The organism is Aeromonas sp. s4 (assembly GCF_040907855.1).
In the GTDB taxonomy this organism is placed as follows: domain Bacteria; phylum Pseudomonadota; class Gammaproteobacteria; order Enterobacterales; family Aeromonadaceae; genus Aeromonas; species Aeromonas caviae.
In genome coordinates this window covers 1-20,460 of the sequence record NZ_JBFOCP010000033.1, presented here as the reverse complement: position 1 = coordinate 20,460, position 20,460 = coordinate 1, and the positions used below count along the sequence as shown (strand labels likewise).

General features: G+C 61.8%; 19 protein-coding genes and 1 tRNA gene. 13 read left to right on the top strand and 7 right to left on the bottom strand.

Annotated elements, in window-relative coordinates; all coding sequences use genetic code 11:
- Positions 1-16 precede the first annotated feature (16 nt).
- The 9 genes from AB5Y89_RS10540 (at position 17) to AB5Y89_RS10500 (ending at position 9,319) form a co-directional block, all read left to right on the top strand.
- Positions 17-1,348, top strand: a complete 1,332-nt coding sequence (locus tag AB5Y89_RS10540; protein WP_010676060.1) for a glutamine synthetase family protein — start codon at positions 17-19, stop codon at positions 1,346-1,348.
- A gap of 291 nt (positions 1,349-1,639) precedes the next feature.
- Positions 1,640-3,001, top strand: coding sequence for an aspartate aminotransferase family protein (locus AB5Y89_RS10535; protein ID WP_010676059.1), 1,362 nt, complete (start codon positions 1,640-1,642; stop codon positions 2,999-3,001).
- 54 nt (positions 3,002-3,055) lie between these two features.
- Positions 3,056-4,153, top strand: coding sequence for a polyamine ABC transporter substrate-binding protein (locus AB5Y89_RS10530; protein WP_041214238.1), 1,098 nt, complete (start codon positions 3,056-3,058; stop codon positions 4,151-4,153).
- 117 nt (positions 4,154-4,270) lie between these two features.
- Positions 4,271-5,356 (top strand): polyamine ABC transporter substrate-binding protein, encoded by a 1,086-nt coding sequence (locus tag AB5Y89_RS10525; protein ID WP_043153440.1) that lies wholly within the window; start codon positions 4,271-4,273, stop codon positions 5,354-5,356.
- 76 nt (positions 5,357-5,432) lie between these two features.
- The gene (gene potA, locus AB5Y89_RS10520; protein ID WP_010676056.1) at positions 5,433-6,587 is read left to right on the top strand and encodes a polyamine ABC transporter ATP-binding protein; all 1,155 of its coding nucleotides are present in this window, start codon (positions 5,433-5,435) and stop codon (positions 6,585-6,587) included.
- A complete protein-coding gene (locus AB5Y89_RS10515) occupies positions 6,584-7,489 on the top strand; it encodes an ABC transporter permease subunit (RefSeq protein WP_010676055.1) in 906 nt (301 codons plus the stop codon). Before potA ends, AB5Y89_RS10515 begins: the two co-directional genes overlap by 4 nt.
- Positions 7,486-8,328, top strand: a complete 843-nt coding sequence (locus AB5Y89_RS10510) for an ABC transporter permease subunit (protein ID WP_010676054.1) — start codon at positions 7,486-7,488, stop codon at positions 8,326-8,328. The genes AB5Y89_RS10515 and AB5Y89_RS10510 overlap by 4 nt, the downstream gene beginning before the upstream one ends.
- A 48-nt stretch (positions 8,329-8,376) precedes the next feature.
- The gene (locus AB5Y89_RS10505; RefSeq protein ID WP_323950913.1) at positions 8,377-9,102 is read left to right on the top strand and encodes an MOSC domain-containing protein; all 726 of its coding nucleotides are present in this window, start codon (positions 8,377-8,379) and stop codon (positions 9,100-9,102) included.
- Positions 9,103-9,242: 140 nt separating this feature from the next.
- Positions 9,243-9,319 (top strand) — tRNA-Pro (locus AB5Y89_RS10500).
- A 238-nt stretch (positions 9,320-9,557) separates the two neighbouring features.
- Here the strand turns inward: AB5Y89_RS10500 and AB5Y89_RS10495 are convergent.
- Positions 9,558-10,085, bottom strand: a complete 528-nt coding sequence (locus tag AB5Y89_RS10495; RefSeq protein ID WP_010676052.1) for a hypothetical protein — start codon at positions 10,083-10,085, stop codon at positions 9,558-9,560.
- A gap of 123 nt (positions 10,086-10,208) precedes the next feature.
- On the bottom strand, positions 10,209-10,673 hold the full coding sequence (locus tag AB5Y89_RS10490; RefSeq protein WP_039039661.1) for a thioesterase family protein: 465 nt from the start codon (positions 10,671-10,673) through the stop codon (positions 10,209-10,211).
- 131 nt (positions 10,674-10,804) lie between these two features.
- Between AB5Y89_RS10490 and recQ the strand changes: the two genes are divergently transcribed.
- Positions 10,805-12,640 (top strand): ATP-dependent DNA helicase RecQ, encoded by a 1,836-nt coding sequence (gene recQ, locus AB5Y89_RS10485; RefSeq protein ID WP_039039660.1) that lies wholly within the window; start codon positions 10,805-10,807, stop codon positions 12,638-12,640.
- Between the two features lie 99 nt (positions 12,641-12,739).
- Here the strand turns inward: recQ and AB5Y89_RS10480 are convergent, their stop codons facing one another.
- Entirely contained in the window at positions 12,740-13,042 is a 303-nt protein-coding gene (locus AB5Y89_RS10480) for a cytochrome c (protein WP_368223722.1), read from the bottom strand.
- Positions 13,043-13,146: 104 nt separating this feature from the next.
- Here AB5Y89_RS10480 and AB5Y89_RS10475 point away from each other — a divergent pair, with 104 nt between their 5' ends.
- The 3 genes from AB5Y89_RS10475 to AB5Y89_RS10465 all read left to right on the top strand — a co-directional run bounded on the left by AB5Y89_RS10475 (position 13,147) and on the right by AB5Y89_RS10465 (position 15,691).
- The gene (locus AB5Y89_RS10475; protein WP_263309331.1) at positions 13,147-14,574 is read left to right on the top strand and encodes a YdiU family protein; all 1,428 of its coding nucleotides are present in this window, start codon (positions 13,147-13,149) and stop codon (positions 14,572-14,574) included.
- A 10-nt stretch (positions 14,575-14,584) separates the two neighbouring features.
- Positions 14,585-14,872, top strand: a complete 288-nt coding sequence (locus tag AB5Y89_RS10470; protein WP_124245089.1) for a DUF3630 family protein — start codon at positions 14,585-14,587, stop codon at positions 14,870-14,872.
- 144 nt (positions 14,873-15,016) lie between these two features.
- Positions 15,017-15,691 carry a 7-cyano-7-deazaguanine/7-aminomethyl-7-deazaguanine transporter gene (locus AB5Y89_RS10465; protein WP_010676046.1) on the top strand — a complete coding sequence of 225 codons (675 nt, stop codon included), beginning with the start codon at positions 15,017-15,019 and terminating at the stop codon, positions 15,689-15,691.
- Between the two features lie 271 nt (positions 15,692-15,962).
- On the opposite strand, the gene rraA is transcribed toward AB5Y89_RS10465, so the two are convergent.
- The 4 genes from rraA to nirC form a co-directional block, all read right to left on the bottom strand.
- Entirely contained in the window at positions 15,963-16,448 is a 486-nt protein-coding gene (gene rraA / locus AB5Y89_RS10460; protein WP_005306574.1) for a ribonuclease E activity regulator RraA, read from the bottom strand.
- A gap of 154 nt (positions 16,449-16,602) precedes the next feature.
- Positions 16,603-18,027, bottom strand: coding sequence for a magnesium transporter (mgtE, locus tag AB5Y89_RS10455; RefSeq protein ID WP_368223721.1), 1,425 nt, complete (start codon positions 18,025-18,027; stop codon positions 16,603-16,605).
- A gap of 132 nt (positions 18,028-18,159) precedes the next feature.
- Positions 18,160-19,566 (bottom strand): siroheme synthase CysG, encoded by a 1,407-nt coding sequence (gene cysG / locus AB5Y89_RS10450; RefSeq protein ID WP_368223720.1) that lies wholly within the window; start codon positions 19,564-19,566, stop codon positions 18,160-18,162.
- 12 nt (positions 19,567-19,578) lie between these two features.
- Positions 19,579-20,391, bottom strand: coding sequence for a nitrite transporter NirC (gene nirC / locus AB5Y89_RS10445; protein WP_368223719.1), 813 nt, complete (start codon positions 20,389-20,391; stop codon positions 19,579-19,581).
- Positions 20,392-20,460: the final 69 nt, after the last annotated feature.

Sequence of the window (20,460 nt, the reverse complement as noted above, 5' to 3'; positions counted from 1 at the left end):
AAAGTCGGGGTTTAACATGGACAGTATCAAGGGCTGGATGGAGAGCAATCGCATCACGGAAGTGGAGTGCCTGTTTCCGGATTTCACCGGCAATGCCCGAGGCAAGATCATTCCAGCCAACAAGTTTCTGCGCGAGGGGGGCATGCGGCTGCCCGAGGTCATCTTCACCCAGACGGTGACCGGCGAGTACCCGGATGACGACAGCATGATAGACCCGCTGGAGCGGGACATGCAGCTCTATCCCGATCCCAACACCATTCGTTTCGTACCCTGGGCGCTGGAGCCCACCGCCCAGGTGATCCACGACTGCTTTGACGTCAACGGCAAGCTCATCGACATCGCTCCCCGCTCCGTGCTGCGCCGGGTTCTGTCATTCTACGAGAAGCAGGGCTGGAAGCCGGTGGTGGCGCCGGAGCTGGAGTTCTACCTGGTGACCCGCAACGAAGATCCCGACTATCCGCTGGTGCCGCCGGTGGGCCGCAACGGCCGCCCGGAAACGGCCCGCCAGTCGTTCAGCATCGATGCGGTGAACGAATTCGACCCCATCTTCGAGGACATGTACGACTATTGCGAGGCCCAGGAGCTGGAGGTGGACACCCTGATCCACGAATCCGGCGCCGCCCAGATGGAGATCAACTTCCTGCACGGGGATGCCATCGATCTCGCCGACCAGGTGTTTCTGTTCAAGCGCACCATGCGCGAGGCCGCCCATCGCCACGGCATCTATGCCACCTTCATGGCCAAGCCCATGAGCAACGAACCGGGTTCCGCCATGCACATCCACCAGAGCCTGGAAGACATGGATGGCAACAACCTGTTTGGTACCAGCGAAGGGGGCAACTCCGATCTGTTCATGCATTTCATCGCCGGCCTGCAGAAATACACCCCGGCAGTGACCGCTCTGCTGGCGCCGAACGTCAACTCCTACCGCCGCCTCACCTTTGGCGAGAGTGCGCCGCGCAACGTGCAGTGGGGTGTGGAAAACCGCACCTGCGGCCTGCGGGTCCCCTTCTCCGAACCGAGCGCACGTCGGGTCGAGAACCGCTTCGCCGGGGCCGATGCCAACCCGTATCTGGCCCTGGCCGCCACCCTGGCCTGCGGCTACCTCGGCATGCTGGAGAAGCTCGAACCCATGCAGGAGATGAAGGCGAGTGCCTATGACCTGCCCTACAGCCTGCCCCGCTCCCTGGAGGAATCGCTGAGCCACCTGGAGCAGTGTGAACCCATCAAGGACATGCTGGGGGAGCGTTTCATCCGCGCCTTCGTGGCCGTCAAGCGCAAGGAGTACGAGACCTATTTCGGCGTGATCAGCCGCTGGGAACGGGAATTCCTGCTGCTGAACGTCTGATCTGTCCCCGGGGGAGGCGAGGCCTCTCCCCGTCATATCGCAAGCAAGGGGCCGAAGGCCCGTCTGGCGGGGGCGCCCGCGACCCGGAAGGCACCGAGTATAGGTGAGGCCCGCTCCCGCAATGGAGAGGGGCGTCACCTGCAATCAACTGGCGACGATGTTCGCCCCATGGAAAGGCATCGAGCAGGCAAGAGAGCGCCAGCCCCGTGAATGGCAGTGACCGGGCAGGCCACCCGTGCCCTCATGAATGGCGACAAGATTCGCCGAATCGAAGGAACCGAGGAGCAAGCAATGCAGCACACCACCCGTGAGTGGCAGCAACTGGAAGCCAGCCATCATCTGCATCCGTTTACCGATTTTCAGGCCCTGAACAAGAAGGGCAGTCGCATCATCACCAAGGCCGAAGGCGTCTATCTGGAAGACTCCGAAGGCAAGCGCATTCTGGACGGGATGGCGGGTCTGTGGTGCGTCAACATGGGCTACGGCCGTCAGGAGCTGGTGGATGCCGCCACTCGCCAGATGCAGCAACTGCCCTACTACAACCTCTTCTTCCAGACCAGCCACCCCCCTGCTGCCGAGCTGGCCACCCTGCTGGCCGAGATCACGCCTTCCCACCTCAACCACGTCTTCTTTACCGGCTCGGGCTCGGAGTGCAACGACACCGTGCTGCGCATGGTGCGCCACTACTGGGCCAGCAAGGGACAACCTGACAAGCAGGTGATCATCAGCCGCCACAATGCCTATCACGGCTCCACCGTGGCGGGGGCCAGTCTGGGCGGCATGAAGGGGATGCACGCCCAGGGCGGCTTGCCCATTCCCGGCATAGTACACATCGACCAGCCCTATCACTTCGGTGAGGGAGAGGGCATGAGCGCCCACGAGTTCGGTCTGGCCCGTGCCCGCCAGCTGGAAGAGAAGATCCTGGCACTGGGGGTGGACAAGGTGGCCGCCTTCATCGGCGAGCCTATCCAGGGTGCGGGGGGGGTCATCATTCCCCCCGAGAGCTACTGGCCCGAGATCCAGCGCATCTGCGACCAGTACGGCATCCTGCTTATCGCCGACGAGGTGATCTGCGGCTTTGGCCGCACCGGTCACTGGTTTGCCAGTGAAGGTTTTGGCATCAAACCCGACCTCATGTGCCTGGCCAAGGGCATTACCTCCGGCTATCTGCCGATGGGCGCCGTGATGGTGGGGGACAGGGTCGCCAGGGTGCTGGTGGAAGAGGGGGGGGAGTTCAACCATGGCTTCACCTATTCCGGCCATCCGGTCGCCTGCGCCGTGGCCATTGCCAACATCCAGCTTATGCAAAGGGAGAGCATAGTTAAGCGAGTTCATGATAGTATCGGCCCCTATTTGCAGCGCCGCTGGGCTGAGCTGGCGGACCATCCGCTGGTGGGGGAAACCCGTGGAAAAGGCCTGGTCGCCGCGCTGGAAATAGTGCAGGACAAGCAGACGAAACGTCGCTTCCCGGCCGAGCTCCATGCCGGGATGACCTGTCGGGAGTTCTGTTTTAACAATGGCTTGGTGATGAGGGCTGTCGGCGATACCATGATCATATCGCCCCCCTTGGTGATCACCGAGGAACAGGTGGATGAATTGGTCAAACTGGCCAGGCTCAGTCTGGACCTGACGGCTGCAAAGCTGCGGGAATAGGCGGGAACCGGGCAGGTTGGCTTACGCATACAATTTGCTTAGGAGACAAGGACTATGTCTTTTAAAAAGGGAATGATGGCTGCTTCCGTGGCGCTGGTCATGATGAGTACCGGGGCGATGGCCGACGAGAAGGTGCTGCACGTCTACAACTGGAGCGACTATATCGCGCCGGATACGCTGGAAAACTTCCAGAAGGAGACGGGCATCAAGGTGGTCTACGACGTGTTCGACAGCAACGAAGTGCTGGAAGCCAAGTTGCTGGCAGGCAAGTCGGGCTATGACATCGTCGTACCGTCCAACCCCTTCCTGGCCAAGCAGATCAAGGCAGGTGTCTTCCAGAAGCTGGACAAGTCCAAACTCTCCAACTGGCAGAACCTGGACGTCGACCTGCTCAAGGCGCTCGAACCGAGCGATCCGGGCAACCAATACTCCATCCCTTACCTGTGGGGCACCATCGGCTATGCCTACAACGCCGAGAAGGTGAAGGCCGTGCTGGGGGCCGATGCGCCGGTCAACTCCTGGGATCTGGTGTTCAAGCCGGAGAACATGGCCAAGCTGAAGGAGTGCGGTGTCTCCTTCCTCGACTCGCCGACCGAAATGCTGCCGGCCGCCCTGCAATACCTGGGTTTCAAGCCGGACAGCCAGAAGCCGGATGAACTGAAGAAGGCAGAGGAGCTGTTCCTCTCCATCCGTCCCTATACCGCCTATTTCCACTCCTCCAAGTACATTTCGGATCTGGCCAACGGCAACCTGTGCGTGGCGGTCGGTTACTCCGGTGACCTGCAGCAGTCCAAGGCGCGTGCCGCCGAGGCCAAGAACGGTGTCAGCCTGACTTACACCATTCCGAAAGAGGGGGCAGGCAGCTTCTTCGACATGATCGCCATCCCGGCGGATGCCAAGAACGTCGAGGCGGCCCACACCTTCATCAATTACCTGATGAAGCCGGACGTGATCGCGAACATCACCAACGTGGTGCAGTTCCCGAACGGCAACAAGGCGGCCACGCCGCTGGTGGACGAGGCGATCCGTACCGACCCGGGTATCTACCCGACGCCGGATACCCTCAAGAAGATCTACACCTTCCCGGATCTGCCGGCCAAGGTGCAGCGTCTGATGACCCGCAGCTGGACCAAGATCAAGTCAGGCAAGTAAGAGTGACGAGTACCCCTCCCGGTCCGCAGTTCGGCCGGGAGGGTGGTGACCACCCGACAGGTTGGACGGCGCGTATGGATGCGCGACTGGCAAAATCACACAAATGAGGACTGATAAGTGCACATGACCAAGATGGCAACGCTGGCCCTGACCCTGGGGTTTGCAAATCTGACCCAGGCAGCCCCTGTGGTTCATTTTTACAACTGGTCCGATTATATCGGCGAGACCACCCTCAGTGACTTTCAGCAGAAGACCGGGATCAAGACCGTCTACGACGTGTTTGACTCCAACGAGACGCTGGAAGGCAAGCTGCTGACCGGACGCACCGGCTACGATCTGGTCGTGCCCTCCAACAATTTCCTGGCCAAGCAGATCAAGGCGGGGGCCTTCCAGAAGCTGGACCTCACCCTGCTGCCAAACCTGAGCAACCTGGACCCCATGCTGCTCAAGCAGCTCGAGAAGGTGGATCCGGGCCATCAGTACGCCGTGCCCTACCTCTGGGGCACCAACGGCATCGGCTACAACGTCGACAAGATCAAGGAAGTGCTGGGTGTCGACAAGATTGACTCCTGGGCGACCATCTTCGAGCCGGAAAACATGAAGAAGCTCTCCCAGTGCGGCGTGGCCTTCCTCGATTCGGCGGACGAGATGATCCCGGCTGCCCTCAACTACCTGGGGCTCAACCCCAACAGCCATGAGCCGGCGGATATCAAGCGGGCCGAAGAGCAGCTGCTCAAGGTGCGCCCCTACGTGGCCTACTTCCACTCCTCCAAGTACATCGGTGACCTCGCCAACGGCAACATCTGCGTGGCGGCGGGTTTCTCCGGCGACATCCTGCAGGCGGCGTCCCGGGCCGAGGAGGCGGGCAAGGGGATCAATATTGCCTACAGCATCCCCAAGGAGGGTGGCAATCTCTGGTTCGACATGATGGCGATCCCGGCCGATGCCACCAACGTGAAAGAGGCTCACGCCCTGATCAACTACATTCTCGAACCGCAGGTCATCGCCAAGGTGAGCGACTATGTGGGTTACGCGAACCCGAACATCAAGGCGGGAGAGTTCATGGACAAGGCCGTTCGCGAGGACGAGTCAGTCTATCCCCCCCAGGCGGTGCTTGAGCGTCTGTATGTGCAGGAAGCACATCCCCGTTCGGTGCAGCGCCTGATCACCCGGAGTTGGACCAAAATCAAATCCGGAACCTAACCTTGGCGCCCATCCCGGGGCGCCAGATTGTATTGATGGATCGGCCCAGGCCGGAATCACCTTTGGGAGTTTGGTAATGGCGATAGCCTCCAGTGCCTACAAGAAAGCCCTCGAGGGCAGCCAGCAGCGTAAAGAAGTGCTGGTCAAAATAGACAGGGTAAGCAAGCAGTTCGACGAAACGCTGGCGGTCGACAACGTGTCTCTCAACATCCACAAGGGCGAGATCTTCGCCCTGCTGGGTGGGTCCGGCTCCGGCAAGTCCACCTTGCTGCGGATGCTGGCCGGGTTCGAGCGACCCACGGAAGGACGGCTGTTCCTCGACGGCGTCGACATTACCGACATGCCGCCCTATGAACGCCCCATCAACATGATGTTCCAGTCCTATGCCCTATTCCCCCACATGACGGTGGCCCAGAACATCGCCTTCGGCCTCAAGCAGGATGGCCTGCCCAAGGCGGAGATCGATGCCCGGGTGGAAGAGATGCTCAAGCTGGTGCAGATGACCCAGTACGCCCGCCGCAAGCCGCACCAGCTCTCCGGTGGTCAGCGTCAGCGGGTGGCCCTGGCTCGTTCCCTGGCCAAGCGTCCGAAACTGCTGCTGCTGGACGAGCCCATGGGGGCGCTGGACAAGAAGCTGCGCTCCACCATGCAGCTCGAGCTGGTCGAGATCATCGAGCGGGTGGGCGTGACCTGCGTCATGGTGACCCACGATCAGGAAGAAGCCATGACCATGGCCGAGCGGATCGCCATCATGCACCTCGGTTGCATCGAGCAGATCGGCAGCCCGATGGACATCTACGAGACCCCGGCCAGCCGGCTGGTGTGCGAGTTCATCGGCAACGTCAACCTGTTTGACGGCCTGCTGGTGGAGGATGAGCAGGACCACGCCATCATCGCCTGTGCGGATCTGGAACAGCCCATCTATGTGGGTCACGGCATCAGCTCCCGGGCGGAGAACAAGAAGGTCACCTATGCCCTGCGTCCGGAAAAATTGCTGATGAGCCTGCAAAAGCCGGAAGAGATCGAGCATCCGGACTTCAACTGGACCAAGGGCGAGGTTTATGACATCGCCTATCTGGGCGGCCATTCCGTGTATCACATCCAGTTGCCCTCGGGCAAAATCGTTCAGGCTTTCATCGCCAATGCCGAACGCCACGGCAAACGGCCGACCTGGGATGACCAGGTGTTCCTCTACTGGGAAGATGACAGCGGCGTGGTGCTGCAATCATGAAGGCATTGAGACGACTCAAACAGGTGGGAGGGCGGCAGCTGGTCATCGGCATCCCCTTCTTCTGGCTGTTCCTCTTCTTCCTGCTGCCCTTCATCATCGTCGTGAAGATCAGCTTCGCCGAAGCGGACGTGGCCATCCCGCCCTACACGGACGTGGTGAGCTGGGCAGACAATCAGCTCACCATACTGCTCAACCTGGGCAACTACCTGCTGCTGCAGGAGGATGAGCTCTACATCGCGGCTTATCTGGGGTCCCTCAAGATAGCCCTGGTCAGCACCCTGCTCTGCCTGTTGATCGGTTATCCCATGGCTTACGCCATTTCGCGGGCCAACAAGGAGACCCAGACCGTTCTGCTGCTGCTCATCATGATGCCGACCTGGACGGCGATCCTGATCCGGGTATACGCTTGGATGGGGATCCTCAGCAACAACGGCCTGCTCAACAGTGTCCTGCTGGGCATCGGGGTGATCGACGAACCGCTGCAGATCCTCAATACCAACCTGGCGGTCTATATCGGCATCGTTTACTCCTACCTGCCGTTCATGGTGCTGCCGCTCTACGCCAACCTGGTCAAGCACGACCAGAGCCTGCTGGAGGCGGCCTCCGATCTGGGTGCCCGCAACCTGACCCGGTTCTGGCAGATCACGGTGCCACTCTCCAAGAACGGCATCATCGCCGGTTGCATGCTGGTCTTCATCCCGGTGGTGGGCGAGTTCGTCATCCCCGAGATGCTGGGTGGCCCAGAGACCCTGATGATCGGGAAGGTGTTGTGGCAGGAGTTCTTCAACAACCGTGACTGGCCGGTGGCCTCCGCCCTGGCGGTGGTGATGCTGGCGGTGCTGATCATTCCCATCATCCTGTTCAACCGCAACCAGGCCAAAGAGCTGGAGGGCAAGGCATGAGACGTTTCGGTTTTGCCAAGCTGATGCTGTGGCTGGGGCTGCTGTTCATCTACCTGCCCATGATCATCATGGTCATCTACTCCTTCAACGCCTCCAAGCTGGTGACGGTGTGGGGAGGCTGGTCGCTCAAGTGGTACTTCGGCCTGCTCGACAACAAACAGTTGATCGGGTCCGTGTTCCGCTCCTTGGAGATCGCCTTCTACACCGCCATCGCGGCGGTGGCGCTGGGGACAGTGGCGGCCTTCGTGCTGACCCGGATCCCTCACTTCCGTGGCCGGACCCTGTTCGGCGGCATGGTGACGGCGCCGCTGGTGATGCCCGAGGTGATCACCGGTCTCTCCCTGCTGCTGCTGTTCGTGGCCATGGCCCAGCTGGTGGGTTGGCCCGCGGAGCGGGGCATGCTGACCATCTGGATAGCACATACCACCTTCTGTACCGCCTATGTGGCGATCGTGGTGTCGGCGCGGCTGCGGGAGCTGGATCTCTCCATCGAGGAGGCGGCCATGGACCTGGGAGCCAAGCCCTGGAAGGTGTTCTTCCTGATCACCATCCCGATGATCGCCCCGTCGCTGGCGGCGGGTGGCATGATGTCGTTCGCCCTGTCGCTGGATGATCTGGTGCTGGCGAGCTTCGTCTCCGGCCCGGGTTCGACCACCTTGCCGATGGAGGTGTTCTCGGCGGTGCGTCTCGGCGTGAAGCCCGAGATCAACGCCATCGCGAGTCTGATCCTGCTGTCGGTATCCCTGTTCACCTTCGGTAGCTGGTATCTGATGGCCCGGGCGGAGAAACGCCGCCGTGCCGAAATCGCCATGACCACCCAGATGCAGGCAGTTGCCTGACTTGCCCCGTGATAAGATCCGCATTCCCCCATCCGTCAGGAGAATGGAATGCGGATCTCCCTCTTCATCGGCCAGAGCGTCGAACTGAACCCAGAGCAGGCCCCCGGCCTCATCAGTGCCATCCACAAGCAGCCTGCCAACGCCCCTCTGTGGTGCGATTTCCTCGGCCTTCGCGGGGATGAGCAGAGCGACAGACGCCATCATGGCGGCCCGGATCGGGCCCTGCACCATTACCCTGCGGAGCATTACGCCTGGTGGAAAACCTGGCAAACCGCGCTGGGACTGCCTGTACCACGCACACCCTGGCAGCCTGCTGCCTTTGGCGAGAATCTCTCTGGTTCGGGGCTGACGGAGGCGCAGGCCTGCATCGGCGATGTCTATCGACTTGGAGAGGCGCTTATCCAGATAAGCCAGCCCAGATCCCCCTGTTTCAAGCTCAACCAGCGCTTTGGCTATGGCCAGCTCTCCCAGGTGATGCAGTTGAGTGGCCGCTGTGGCTGGCTGCTGCGGGTGCTGGAAGAGGGAAGGGTGGAGCCGCAGGGGGAGCTGACACTGGTGGACAGACCCTACCCTGAGCTGACGGTGAAGCGCACTGCCGACATCCTGTTCAACCAGGTTCGCAACGAGGAAGACCTGCAACTGCTGCTGGAGAACCCGGCGCTCTCTCCCAATTGGCGCCAGCATGCGGCTCATTGGCTGGAACATGGAGTGGTGGCGGATTGGAGCCGGCGTTTGCTGGGGCCGACCGAGTTCAGGTTGCCTCGACAGGGCTGAAGGCAGGCGGAAAGATGCCTTGTGGCGATTTTTGCTGCGACTCGCTGAATTATTGAGCGTAAAGCCATTTTTTTAGAGTGAATGAAAAAAAAGGCTTGTGTCGGGTCGGGGCTTTCGGTAAATTCTCGCCCCGCAGACATCGGTGTGTAGCGCAGCTTGGTAGCGCACTTCGTTCGGGACGAAGGGGTCGGAGGTTCGAATCCTCTCACACCGACCACATTTGAAAAGGCCGCTCAATGAGCGGCCTTTTCGCATTTGGTCTGTTGAAGAAAAGCTGACATTTCCATTGTCGATTGCTGCAGCTGCTGCTCCGATCTTCCTCATTTGCCCAACTAAAAGGGCCACCGCTCGGTGGCCCCACTGGTGGAGTCTGATCCTGACTCCGGCACTCTAGATTGTGACAATCTCGTTATGGGTCTTGTCGATGGTGCCCTCCTTGCGCCCCAGGCGCTCATTCAGATATGCCAGTGTTGATGCCGCAATGCCTTGAAACCGTGTTGGGTTTGCAGGGCCGCATGCTTGGGGTACTCACTAATGAAATGTGCTATTCCCTCCATCAGTTGTGAACGCAGCGAAGACACGGGCTCATGCCAGGCTTGCAGGCAGAGATGACCAGGGATCAGCTGCTCTCGATACGCTTCCAGCAGCGATTCCGGCCAGGGCTCGATATGGGAATCGTGACGCAGTAAATAGTGGGCGGCGGGTTCACGGGCATAGATGAACTGAACTTGGGCCAGGTCGCGTTGGCTTAGCGTTTGGCTGCCGATATGGCAAGTCAGATATTTTCCCGTCTTCAGATTCAGGAAGTGACCGCGTTGCCGACAGGCAATGATGCGATACCAAGGCAGGGGTGAACAGAGAGAATACCCCTCCAGCTCCTGCTCCAACCAGTGACGGCACTCTGGGGTCTGCACTTCTTCGCGCATGGCCTCAAGTCGTGTCAGCAAGGCTCTGGATGGTTGGGTAGCCAGTATCGCGCTCATCGTCTGCAATCCTCCCTCTGCACAGAATCCCGACTTTCAGTATGGACCTTGAGCGGAGGAGGGGGTAAGAATTCTAATGATTAAAATCAGCTTAGAAGCGCACTTTTTATGCAATAAAAACCATTAGCCGACGAGGTAGGTCCCCGTGCCGAAGGCGATGTGAGTGCCCTCTTCGTTGTGCAGCTCCATGCGGGCGACCGCGACCTTGCTGCCTGCCCGGATGATGTGGGCGGTGGCGATGAACTCGTTGCCGCGACCGGGACGAAGATAGTCCACCCGCAGATCGATGGTGCCAAGCCGCGAGAAGCGCTCCTTGAGATAGCTGGGGGAGAAGTCCTCCAGCTCGTCGATGCAGGAGGCTGCGACTATCATGCCGCCCGCCACGTCGAGCAGGCTGGCGGTGACGCCGCCGTGCAGTATGTTGTGGAAAGGGTTGCCGATGAGCTTCTGTTCCATCTTGATGCGCAGCTCCACTTTATCGAAGTCGTAGTGGGTGACTTGCATGCCGATCAGCTTGTTGAAGGGCATCTTTTCGGCGAACAGGTTGGCTATGCCACTGAGCGCCATCTTCTTGAGCATCTGTTTCATTCCTTGAGTCCGCCCTGTCATCAAAGCCGAGTAAAAACTCCAGCCAGTCTGCAACACTTCCTTAACACTCGCAATGGCAGGTTTATTGTGGGCGGCGGCTGCTTTAGAATGGCGACCCCAAAGGAGAGCCCATGACCGTCATTGCCGAAACCCTGCCTGACCCTCAGCCAGAGAATCCCCTTGCCCTGTTGCAGGCGGTGTTTGGCTATCAGCAGTTTCGGCCGGGCCAGCTCGAGATCATCGAGCAGATAGTGGCGGGGCGCGATGCCCTGGTGCTCAAACCCACCGGCGGCGGCAAGTCGCTTTGCTACCAGATCCCGGCGCTGCTGCGACCCGGGCTCGGTGTGGTGGTCTCCCCCCTCATCTCGCTGATGAAGGATCAGGTCGACACCCTGCGCGCCAACGGCGTGGCGGCGGTCTACATCAACTCGGCACTGAGCCGGGAAGAGATGATCCAGAACTTCGCCGCCATGCGCCGGGGCGAGATCAAGCTGGTTTATGTTTCCCCCGAGCGTTTGCTGCAGCACGAGTTCATGGACCGGTTGGCGGAGCTGCCCCTCGGCCTGTTCGCCATCGACGAGGCGCACTGCGTCTCCCAGTGGGGGCACGATTTTCGGCCGGAATACGCGGCGCTGGGACGGCTCAAGCAGTGGTTCCCCCAGGTGCCGGTGGTAGCGCTCACCGCCACCGCCGACGAGGCGACCCGCAGCGACATGCTGCACCGGCTGGAACTGAACGATCCCTTCATCCACACCGCCAGCTTCGATCGGCCCAATATCCGCTACAGCCTGGTGGAAAAGTTCAAGGCGGCGGAGCAGCTGCTGCGCTACGTGCAGAGCCAGAAGGGCAACTGCGGCATCGTCTACTGCTCCAGCCGCAATCGGGTGGAGGAGGTGGCCGAGCGGCTATCCCGTCACGGCTGCAAGGCGGCACCCTATCATGCCGGTCTGCCGCTGGAGCTGCGTCAGCAGACCCAGGAGGCCTTCCTCAAGGATGACATCGAGATCGTGGTGGCGACGGTGGCGTTCGGCATGGGCATCGACAAGCCCAACGTGCGCTTCGTGGTGCACTACGACATCCCGAAGAACATCGAATCCTACTATCAGGAAACCGGCCGTGCCGGGCGCGACGGCACCCCGGCCGAGGCGCTGCTGCTCTACGATCCCGCCGACATCGGTCGGGTGCGCCGGCTGCTCGACAACATCGAAAACCCACAGCAGTTGCAGGTGGAGCAGTACAAGCTCAACGTGATGGCGGCCTTCGCCGAGGCGCAGACTTGCCGCCGTCAGGTGCTGCTCAACTACTTCGGCGAGTACAACGACAAGCCGTGCGGCAACTGCGACATCTGCCTCGATCCGCCCCAGAGTTATGACGGCACCGAAGACGCCCAGAAAGCGCTCTCCTGCGTCTGGCGGGTGGGACAGAATTTCGGGGTGGGTTATGTGGTGGAGGTGCTGCGCGGATCGCTGAACCAGCGCATCAAGGATCACGGTCACGACAAGCTGTCGACCTACGGCATCGGCAAGGATCAGAGCCACGAATACTGGATGAGCGTCATCCGCCAGCTGATCCACAAGGGGTTGCTGACCCAGAACATCACCCGCAATCTGGTGTTGCAGCTGACCGAAGCGGCTCGACCCGTGCTGCGTGGCGAGATGAAGCTTGAACTGGCAGTCCCCCGCCTGCAGCCCATCTCCAGTCGCAAGGAGAAGCGCAACGGCCTGCTCGACAACGCCAACTACGACAAGCGGCTGTTCAAGGAGCTGCGCGCCCTGCGCAAGCAGATCGCCGAGGATGAAGAGGTGCCGCCCTATGTGGTGTTCAACGACGCCACCCTGGTTGAGATGGCGCAGCTGATGCCGATGACCGAGGAGGAAATGCTGGCGGTCAACGGTGTCGGTCACCGCAAGCTGGAGCGCTTCGGTGAGGCCTTTATGGACCTGATCATCGACTACTGCCGCCGGTAGGGTCGGCCCAGGTAGATCTTGTCATCGACCGCTGCAGGCCCAGGCCGGTAGGCTGGCACAACAAACAGTGGAAAGGCGCCCGTTGGTCGGCGCCATGCATTATTTCAGGCTGGCGTAATAGGCTGCCAGATTCTCCATGTCCGCCTCGGTCAGCATCGCCATGAAGGGAACCATCAGCGGCTCGGTACGGGAACCCTCCTTGAACGCTTTCATCTGCTTGAGCAAATAGGCCTGGTTCTGGCCCGCGAGGTGGGGGTAGGTCGGGACGCTCGCCTTGCCATCCGCGCCATGACAGGCGGCACAGACCAAGGATTTGGCCTTGCCTGCGTCTATGTCGGCCGCCTTGGCCTGATGGCCCCAGGCAAGCGCCAGCAGGGGCAGGGTATAGACCCACTTTGGCATCGTCTTCTCCTTGAAATGAATAATCGTGATCGCCTGTTAGCCTCGACGAGCCGACGGCGGTATAAAGAGTGACACGAGCATACGCAGGGACAACCTCCATCACCATGAAGTTGATCAACACTTTTGCCACCGAACTCCCTTGGGCTTGCGAGCCCGTTGCCCCGCAGCCGCTGCATGGCCCCAGATTGCTGCATCTGAACCGTGCGCTGCTTGGTGAGCTGGGGCTCGGGGAGGTGAGCGAGGCGCAGTGGCTCGCTTGTTGCGGCCAGGGGCAGCCCCTGCCGGGCATGCAGCCGGTGGCCCAGGTCTATGCGGGCCACCAGTTCGGTGGTTACAGCCCGCGCCTCGGGGATGGCCGCGCTCTGCTGCTGGGGGAGCAGCTGGCGCCTGATGCCAGCCGCTGGGACCTGCACCTCAAAGGGGCGGGCAAGACGCCATTCTCCCGCTTCGGCGACGGCCGTGCCGTGCTGCGATCCAGCATTCGCGAGTACCTGGCTTCCGAGGCGCTGCATGCCCTCGGCATTCCCACCACCCGGGCTCTGGTGCTGCTGGGCAGTGACGAGCCTGTCTACCGGGAGCAGGTGGAGAGCGGGGCGACCGTGCTGCGCACCGCGCCGAGCCATCTGCGCTTCGGTCATTTCGAGTATTTCGCCTGGAGCAGGCAGGGGGAGAAGATCCCCGCCCTCATCGACTATGCGCGGCGTTACCACTTCCCCGAGCTGGCCGATGGCGCCGAGCTGTTTGCCGAAGTAGTGCGCCGCACCGCGCGGCTCATCGCCAAGTGGCAGGCGGCGGGGTTCTGTCACGGGGTGATGAACACCGACAACATGTCCCTGCTCGGGTTGACCCTGGATTACGGCCCCTACGGCTTCATCGACGCCTATGTGCCGGACTTCGTCTGCAACCACTCGGATCCGGACGGTCGCTATGCGCTGGATCAGCAGCCTGCGGTCGGATACTGGAACCTGCAGAAGCTGGCACAGGCGCTGGCCGGCCATGTGGATGGCGACGCGCTCGCGTCGGCCCTGGCCCAGTACGAGCACCAGCTGATGTTGCACTACTCCGAGCTGATGCGCGCCAAGCTGGGGCTGGCGGTGTGGGAAGAGGAGGATCCGGCGCTGTTCCGCGAGTTGTTCCGGCTGCTGGCGGCGCACAAGGTGGATTACCACCTCTTCCTGCGACGTCTCGGTGAGGTGACGCGAGAGGGAGCGTGGCCCGCCCGCCTGCTGGCGCTGCTGCCCGATCCTGCCGTCTGGCAGGGGTGGCTTGAGGCCTATCGGGCGCGCCTCGCCCGGGAAGGGAGCGTGGATGGCGTGCGCAAGGGGCAGATGGACGCAGTCAATCCCAAGTATGTGCTGCGCAACGCCCTGGCCCAGCAGGTGATCGAGGCGGCAGAACAGGGCGACATGGCGCCGTTCGAGCGGCTGTTTGCGGCCCTGCAGCACCCCTATGATGAGCAAGCCGAATACGAGGATCTCGCCACCCCGTCCCCCGCATGGTATTGCGGGGGCGAGCTCTCGTGCAGCAGTTGAGGAGCAACGGATGAACTGGCGTATCACGCAGACAGACAGGGAAGCCGGGGTGGTGATGCTGACCTGCCCGGGCCTTGACTGGGACAGCTTCCCGACTCTGGCAGAGGCCCTGTTGCAGGAGTGGGAGCTGGCGGCACTCGAGCGGGAGTGGGGGGCGGATCGCCACAGCTGGCTGCTGGAGTTTGAAGGCAGCCGCTTTCGGCTCGAGTACGAACATTACAGCGGCTGCTGGCTGGCGGCGGTGCAGCCGGACGACGCGGAGGCGCTGCTCTGGCTGGCTCGGCAGTCCCAGGAGTAAGCTTGGCGTGCGATGCGAGTCAATCCCTTGAGATAACCGCATAAAGATTGAACTATCAATTTTGGGGCGTATAATCTCGCCCCTTGATTATCGCCATGGTGGCGATATGGGTTCCCTAACCCCATTAACCAAAAAGGTCACAATATGAACCTGACTCCGGCTCAGTACCAGACGGCACTGATGCGTCTCTCGTTGTTCCACATCCTGATCATTGCCAGCAGCAACTACCTGGTGCAGCTGCCGATCACCATCTTTGGCTTCCACACCACCTGGGGTGCCTTCAGCTTCCCGTTCATTTTCCTGGCCACCGATCTGACGGTGCGGATCTTCGGCGCAGGCCTGGCGCGCAAGATCATCCAGACCGTGATGCTGCCGGCATTGACCGTGTCCTACGTGCTCTCGGTGCTCTTCTTCGAAGGGAGCTTCCAGGGGGTGGGCAATCTGGCAGAGTTCAATCTCTTTGTTGCCCGGATCGCGTTAGCCAGCTTTATGGCCTATCTGGTGGGCCAGTTCATGGACGTGGTGGTGTTCAACCGCCTGCGCCTGCTGAAAGCCTGGTGGGTGGCTCCGGCGGCCTCCACCCTGTTCGGCAATCTGGTGGATACCATCGCCTTCTTCAGCATCGCCTTCTGGCGCAGCACGGATCCCTTCATGGCCGAGCACTGGGTCGAGATCGCGACCGTGGATTACGTATTCAAATTGCTGATAAGTCTGGGGTTGTTTGTGCCGCTTTACGGTGTGCTGCTGCGCTATCTCAGCCGCAAGCTGGTGGGGGAGGCCGGATTGGCTGGCCTGCAAGCTGCTACGCGACAAGCCTGATGAGATTGACCACCCCCATGGGTGGTCAATTTTTTTGTGATCTTCACAAATAAGGCTTGCACAGTTAAATGAGAATGATTATTGTTAACTTGTTTTCCGGGAAAGACTTCATTTGTTCCAACGTGATGGACTTCTTGTGAAGGCACGACATTGCTCACATTGCTTCCAGTTAAGGGGCCAGTAGTTTACTGGCCCTCTTTTTTTGCGTCTTTTCCGCCATCAGCGGGCATAAAAAATGGGAGCCAGGGCTCCCATTTTCACTCAGCGCTGTTTACTCGATGTCGAGGGCATCGGGGGAGAGGATCACCCCTGTGGTATCGGCATAGAGGTGGTCATCCGGCAGGAAGGTAACGCCGCCGAAGTTGACCGGCAGATCGGTCTCGCCCACGTCCTTGCTGTCGGCGCCCACCGGAATGGCCGCCAGGGCCTGAATGCCGATGTCGAGATCTTCCAGGATATCGACCTCACGGACGCAACCGTAGCAGACGATCCCTTCCCACTCATTTTCCGCCGCCGTGGTGGCGATCTCGCTGTCGATCAGGGCACGTCGCATGGAGCCACCGCCGTCGATCAACAGCACGCGACCAACGCCGTTCTCCTTGACCAGTTCACGGATAAGACCGTTCGATTCGAAGCACTTGACCGTGGTGATGACGCCGCCGAAAGAGGCGCGGCCGCCGAAGGAGCAGAGCATGGGTTCGAGTACATCCACCATGTCCTGATAGATGTCGCACAGTTCTGAAGTGTTGTATTCCATTGTGTCAGATCCACCGCTGGAAACAGGTGGATCCAGTATAAGGAGTGGGGTTGGCATTTCAACGACTATTCCTTGCCCTGTGGCGGGAAATGCCGTTTTTGCGCGAAAGCGGCCCCGCGTCATGGCAGGAGCCGCAGACGGTCAGCCTCGGGCCCTAGAGCAGGAACAGGGTCGCCAGCCCCAGGAAGATGAAGAAGCCGCCGGTGTCGGTGATGGCGGTGATCATCACGCTAGCCCCCACCGCCGGGTCGCGCCCCAGCCGGCTCATGGTCATGGGGATGATGACACCCATCAGGGCCGCCACCAGCAGGTTGAGGATCATGGCGAGCGTCATCACAGCGCCCAGCGCCGCATCCTGATAGAGCAGGAAGGTGGCGATGCCCATGATGCCGCCCCACACCAGGCCGTTGATCAGGGCCACCCCCAGCTCGCGCCACAGCAGGAAGGAGACGTTGCCTGTCTGGATGTGCTGCAGCGCCAACGCCCGCACTATCATGGTGATCGTCTGGTTGCCGGTGTTGCCGCCGATCCCCGCGACGATGGGCATCAGGGCTGCCAGCGCCACCAGCTGGGAGATGGTGTGCTCGAACAGGCCGATTACCCGCGACGCCACGAAGGCGGTGCAGAGGTTGATGGCGAGCCAGGCCCAGCGGGTCTTGACCGCCTTGGAGACGGGGGCGAACACGTCTTCTTCCTCGCTGATCCCCCCCATGCGGCGCAGGTCGGTGTCGCTCTCCTCATAAACCAGGTCCACCACCTCGGCGACGGTGAGCCGTCCCATCAGCTTGCCCCTGGCATCCACCACGGCGGCGGAGACCAGGTCGTCCCGCTCGAAGGTGCGGGCGGCGGCCTCGTCGTTGTCTTCCGGATCGAAGGTGACCGGATCCTTCTCCATCGCGTCGCTCACCAGGGTTTCGGGCTTGTGCAGCAGCACGGCGGTGAGGGGCAGCTCCCCCTGCAGCCGGTTGCGCCGATCGGTGACGAATAGCTTGTCGGTGTTCTCGGGGATCTGGCCGCGCAGGCGCAGATAGCGCTGGACGGTGGCCAGGGTCACGTCGGGCCGCACCGTGATGAGCTCGAAGTCCATCATGGCGCCGACCGTGTGCTTGCCGTAGCGGATCACCTCCCGCACCTTGTCCCTGTCCACCGGCGCCATGGAGGTGAGCAGCCGCCCCATCAGGTTGCGGGGCAGGTGCTGGCCCAGGTAGATCTGGTCGTCGATGTCGAGGGTGCTCAGGGCGTGCAGCAGCTCCTTGTCGCTCATGCCGCTGATGAGGCTGTCCCACACCGTCTCCGACGCTTCCACCAGGATCTGGCCGTGCTTGTCTGCATCCACCTGCTGCCACAGCACGTGGCGCTCGTCCGGCGGCAGGGATTCCAGCGCATCGGCGATATCGGCGGCGGGCAGGCTGTTGACCAGCCGGGTCAGCTCGCTGGTCTGGTCCCGAAGCTCTGCGTCCTGCTCCCCTTGCGGGTCGAGCAGGCTCTCGGTGAGGGCGTCATCGGCCAGCAGCAGCGTGAGGATGCGGGCTCTGTCGTGTTCACGCTGTTTGGCGCTGTTCTTGGCGGGGAGGGACATGAAGCAGAATTCCTGAATTCGGTGATCCGGCGGACAGTCCCCATAGGATACCAGACTCAAAACAAGAGGTTATGACAGTAGATGCAGAAAAAGAAACGCCACCCGAGGGTGGCGTTGGAATGGATGCAGCGATCAGGCCGAGGCCAGGGCCGCGTCGGCGGTGCATCCTTGCCCGAACCAGGCAAGCTGGTCGGCCAGGGTCACCACCGAACCCACCATGATGAGGGCCGGGCTCTCGACCCCCACCGCCAGTTCGGGCAGCTCATCGAGAGTGCCGCGAATGACCCGCTGGCAGGGCTGGGTGCCGCGCTCGATCAGCGCCACCGGGGTGTCGCCTGCCTTGCCGTGGGCCAGCAGCTGCTCACGGATGGTGGCGCAGGAGGAGAGCCCCATGTAGAAGACCAGCGTTTGCCGATCTTTGGCCAGCAGCGGCCAGTCGAGATCCCGGGCGCCCCCCTTGCCGTGCGCGGTAACGAAGCGAACGCTCTGGGCGTGGTCGCGGTGGGTCAGTGGAATACCGGCGTAGGCGGCGCAGCCGCTGGCCGCGGTGATCCCCGGCACCACCTGAAAGCCGATGCCTGTGCCAACCAGCGTCTCCAGCTCCTCGCCGCCCCGGCCGAAGATGAAGGGGTCACCCCCCTTCAGCCGCACCACCCGCTGGCCTTTTTTAGCCTCCTCCAGCAACAGCTGGTTGATCCCCTCCTGGGGCACGCAGTGGTTGCCCGCCTGCTTGCCGACGAAGATGCGTTTGGCGTCGCGGCGCACCAGCGCCATCACCTCGTCCGAGACCAGCCGGTCATAGACCACCACGTCCGCCTGCTGCATCTGGCGCAGGGCGTGCAGGGTGAGCAGACCCGGATCGCCGGGGCCAGCTCCCACCAGTACCACCTCGCCACCGGTCTGGCTTTCGTCGGCAAACAGGCTGTCGGCCAGCTGATTGGCAGAGGCACTATCACCGCGGGCCAGCGCCTGCCCGAGCCGATCCGCCCCGAGCAACCGTTCCCAGAAGCGGCGCCGTTCTCCCATGCTGGCGAAGCGCGCCTTGACCCGCTCCCGCAGGCTGCCGGCGAAGGTCGCCACGGCCCCCAGATGTTGCGGCAGCAGGGCCTCGAGTTTTTCCCGCAGCAGACGGGCCAGCACAGGCGCCTTGCCACCGGAGGAGATGGCCACCATCAGCGGCGAGCGGTCGATGATCGACGGCATGATGAAGCTGGAGCGTTTCGGGTCATCCACCACGTTGGCAAAGATCCGCGCCTGATTGGCGCTCTGGTAGACCAGCGCATTCACCTCGCGCCGATCTGTAGCGGCCACCACCAGCCACTTGCCCGCCAGTTGCTGCGGCGCGAATTCACCGGCGAGCCACTCGATGCTGCCGTTGGCAGCCAGTTCTGCCAGCTCGGGGTCGAGCTCGGGCGCGACCACGGTGAGCTGGGCACCGGCATCCAGCAGCAGGCGCGCCTTGCGCTCCGCCACCTCGCCGCCGCCGATCAGCAGCACGGGTTTGTTGTCGAGTCGGCAAAAGATGGGCAAGTAGTCCATGGGGCCTCCTGATCAGGCGGTTTGGGTCTGGCTGGCAGTGGAGGTGGTCTCGCTCACCGCAACCGGGCGCTCGGCCTTGGGGGTGGCATACCAGTAGCCGAGGCCCATGAAGAGGGCGCCGGAGACGGTGTTGCCCAGGGTCACCCACAGCAGGTTGTGGCCGATGCCACCCAGGGTGTAGGCCTCGGAGTGGGCACCGAACCAGGAGAGGGCGAACAGGGTCATGTTGGCGACCGAGTGCTCGTAGCCGGAGGCGATAAAGGCCAGCAGGCACCACCAGATGGCGATGAACTTGGCGGCACCCTCGGTGCGCAGCGCCATCCAGATGGCGAGGCAGACCAGCCAGTTGCAGAGGATCCCCTTCATAAACAGGGTCAGGGCCGGAGCCTGGGTTTTGGCCAGCGCTACCTTGTGGGCCAGACTGCCCGCATCCGGCAGCAGGCTGCCGCCGTAGGAGTAGATGAGCGCCACCACGACGGAGCCAATCAGGTTGCCGGCCCAGGTCTGCGGCAGGATGCGCAGCAGGTCGGCCATGGTGATCTTGCCCGTCTTCACCCCGAAGGTGAGGAACATGGTGTGGCCGGTAAACAGCTCGGAGCCGGCGATGATCACCAGCGTCAGGGCGATGCCAAAGGTGGCCCCCATCACCAGCGGCCGGATGGCGGGATCCACCAGATTGCCGAGGGTGAAGATGAGGATGATGCCGAGGCCCACATAGGCCCCCGCCATGGCGGAGCTGAGCCAGAAGCCGAGCTTGTCGCTGCGCTCGAAGCGGTTGATGCGGGCCGCGTTGGCGGCGCACTTGTTGATGGTTTCGGTATACATCTTTGGTTCCTTCAAGAGGGCCGCCCGCAGGCAACCCTGATTGTTTCTTCAACCCCCTCCCAGCCTCCC

Coding starts and splice junctions, on each gene's coding strand:
- AB5Y89_RS10540 (WP_010676060.1), top strand. CDS start 17: ATGGACAGTATCAAGGGCTGGATGGAGAGCAATCGCATCACGGAAGTG.
- AB5Y89_RS10535 (WP_010676059.1), top strand. CDS start 1,640: ATGCAGCACACCACCCGTGAGTGGCAGCAACTGGAAGCCAGCCATCAT.
- AB5Y89_RS10530 (WP_041214238.1), top strand. CDS start 3,056: ATGTCTTTTAAAAAGGGAATGATGGCTGCTTCCGTGGCGCTGGTCATG.
- potA (WP_010676056.1), top strand. CDS start 5,433: ATGGCGATAGCCTCCAGTGCCTACAAGAAAGCCCTCGAGGGCAGCCAG.
- AB5Y89_RS10515 (WP_010676055.1), top strand. CDS start 6,584: ATGAAGGCATTGAGACGACTCAAACAGGTGGGAGGGCGGCAGCTGGTC.
- AB5Y89_RS10510 (WP_010676054.1), top strand. CDS start 7,486: ATGAGACGTTTCGGTTTTGCCAAGCTGATGCTGTGGCTGGGGCTGCTG.
- AB5Y89_RS10505 (WP_323950913.1), top strand. CDS start 8,377: ATGCGGATCTCCCTCTTCATCGGCCAGAGCGTCGAACTGAACCCAGAG.
- AB5Y89_RS10495 (WP_010676052.1), bottom strand. CDS start 10,085: ATGAGCGCGATACTGGCTACCCAACCATCCAGAGCCTTGCTGACACGA.
- AB5Y89_RS10490 (WP_039039661.1), bottom strand. CDS start 10,673: ATGAAACAGATGCTCAAGAAGATGGCGCTCAGTGGCATAGCCAACCTG.
- recQ (WP_039039660.1), top strand. CDS start 10,805: ATGACCGTCATTGCCGAAACCCTGCCTGACCCTCAGCCAGAGAATCCC.
- AB5Y89_RS10480 (WP_368223722.1), bottom strand. CDS start 13,042: ATGCCAAAGTGGGTCTATACCCTGCCCCTGCTGGCGCTTGCCTGGGGC.
- AB5Y89_RS10475 (WP_263309331.1), top strand. CDS start 13,147: ATGAAGTTGATCAACACTTTTGCCACCGAACTCCCTTGGGCTTGCGAG.
- AB5Y89_RS10470 (WP_124245089.1), top strand. CDS start 14,585: ATGAACTGGCGTATCACGCAGACAGACAGGGAAGCCGGGGTGGTGATG.
- AB5Y89_RS10465 (WP_010676046.1), top strand. CDS start 15,017: ATGAACCTGACTCCGGCTCAGTACCAGACGGCACTGATGCGTCTCTCG.
- rraA (WP_005306574.1), bottom strand. CDS start 16,448: ATGGAATACAACACTTCAGAACTGTGCGACATCTATCAGGACATGGTG.
- mgtE (WP_368223721.1), bottom strand. CDS start 18,027: ATGTCCCTCCCCGCCAAGAACAGCGCCAAACAGCGTGAACACGACAGA.
- cysG (WP_368223720.1), bottom strand. CDS start 19,566: ATGGACTACTTGCCCATCTTTTGCCGACTCGACAACAAACCCGTGCTG.
- nirC (WP_368223719.1), bottom strand. CDS start 20,391: ATGTATACCGAAACCATCAACAAGTGCGCCGCCAACGCGGCCCGCATC.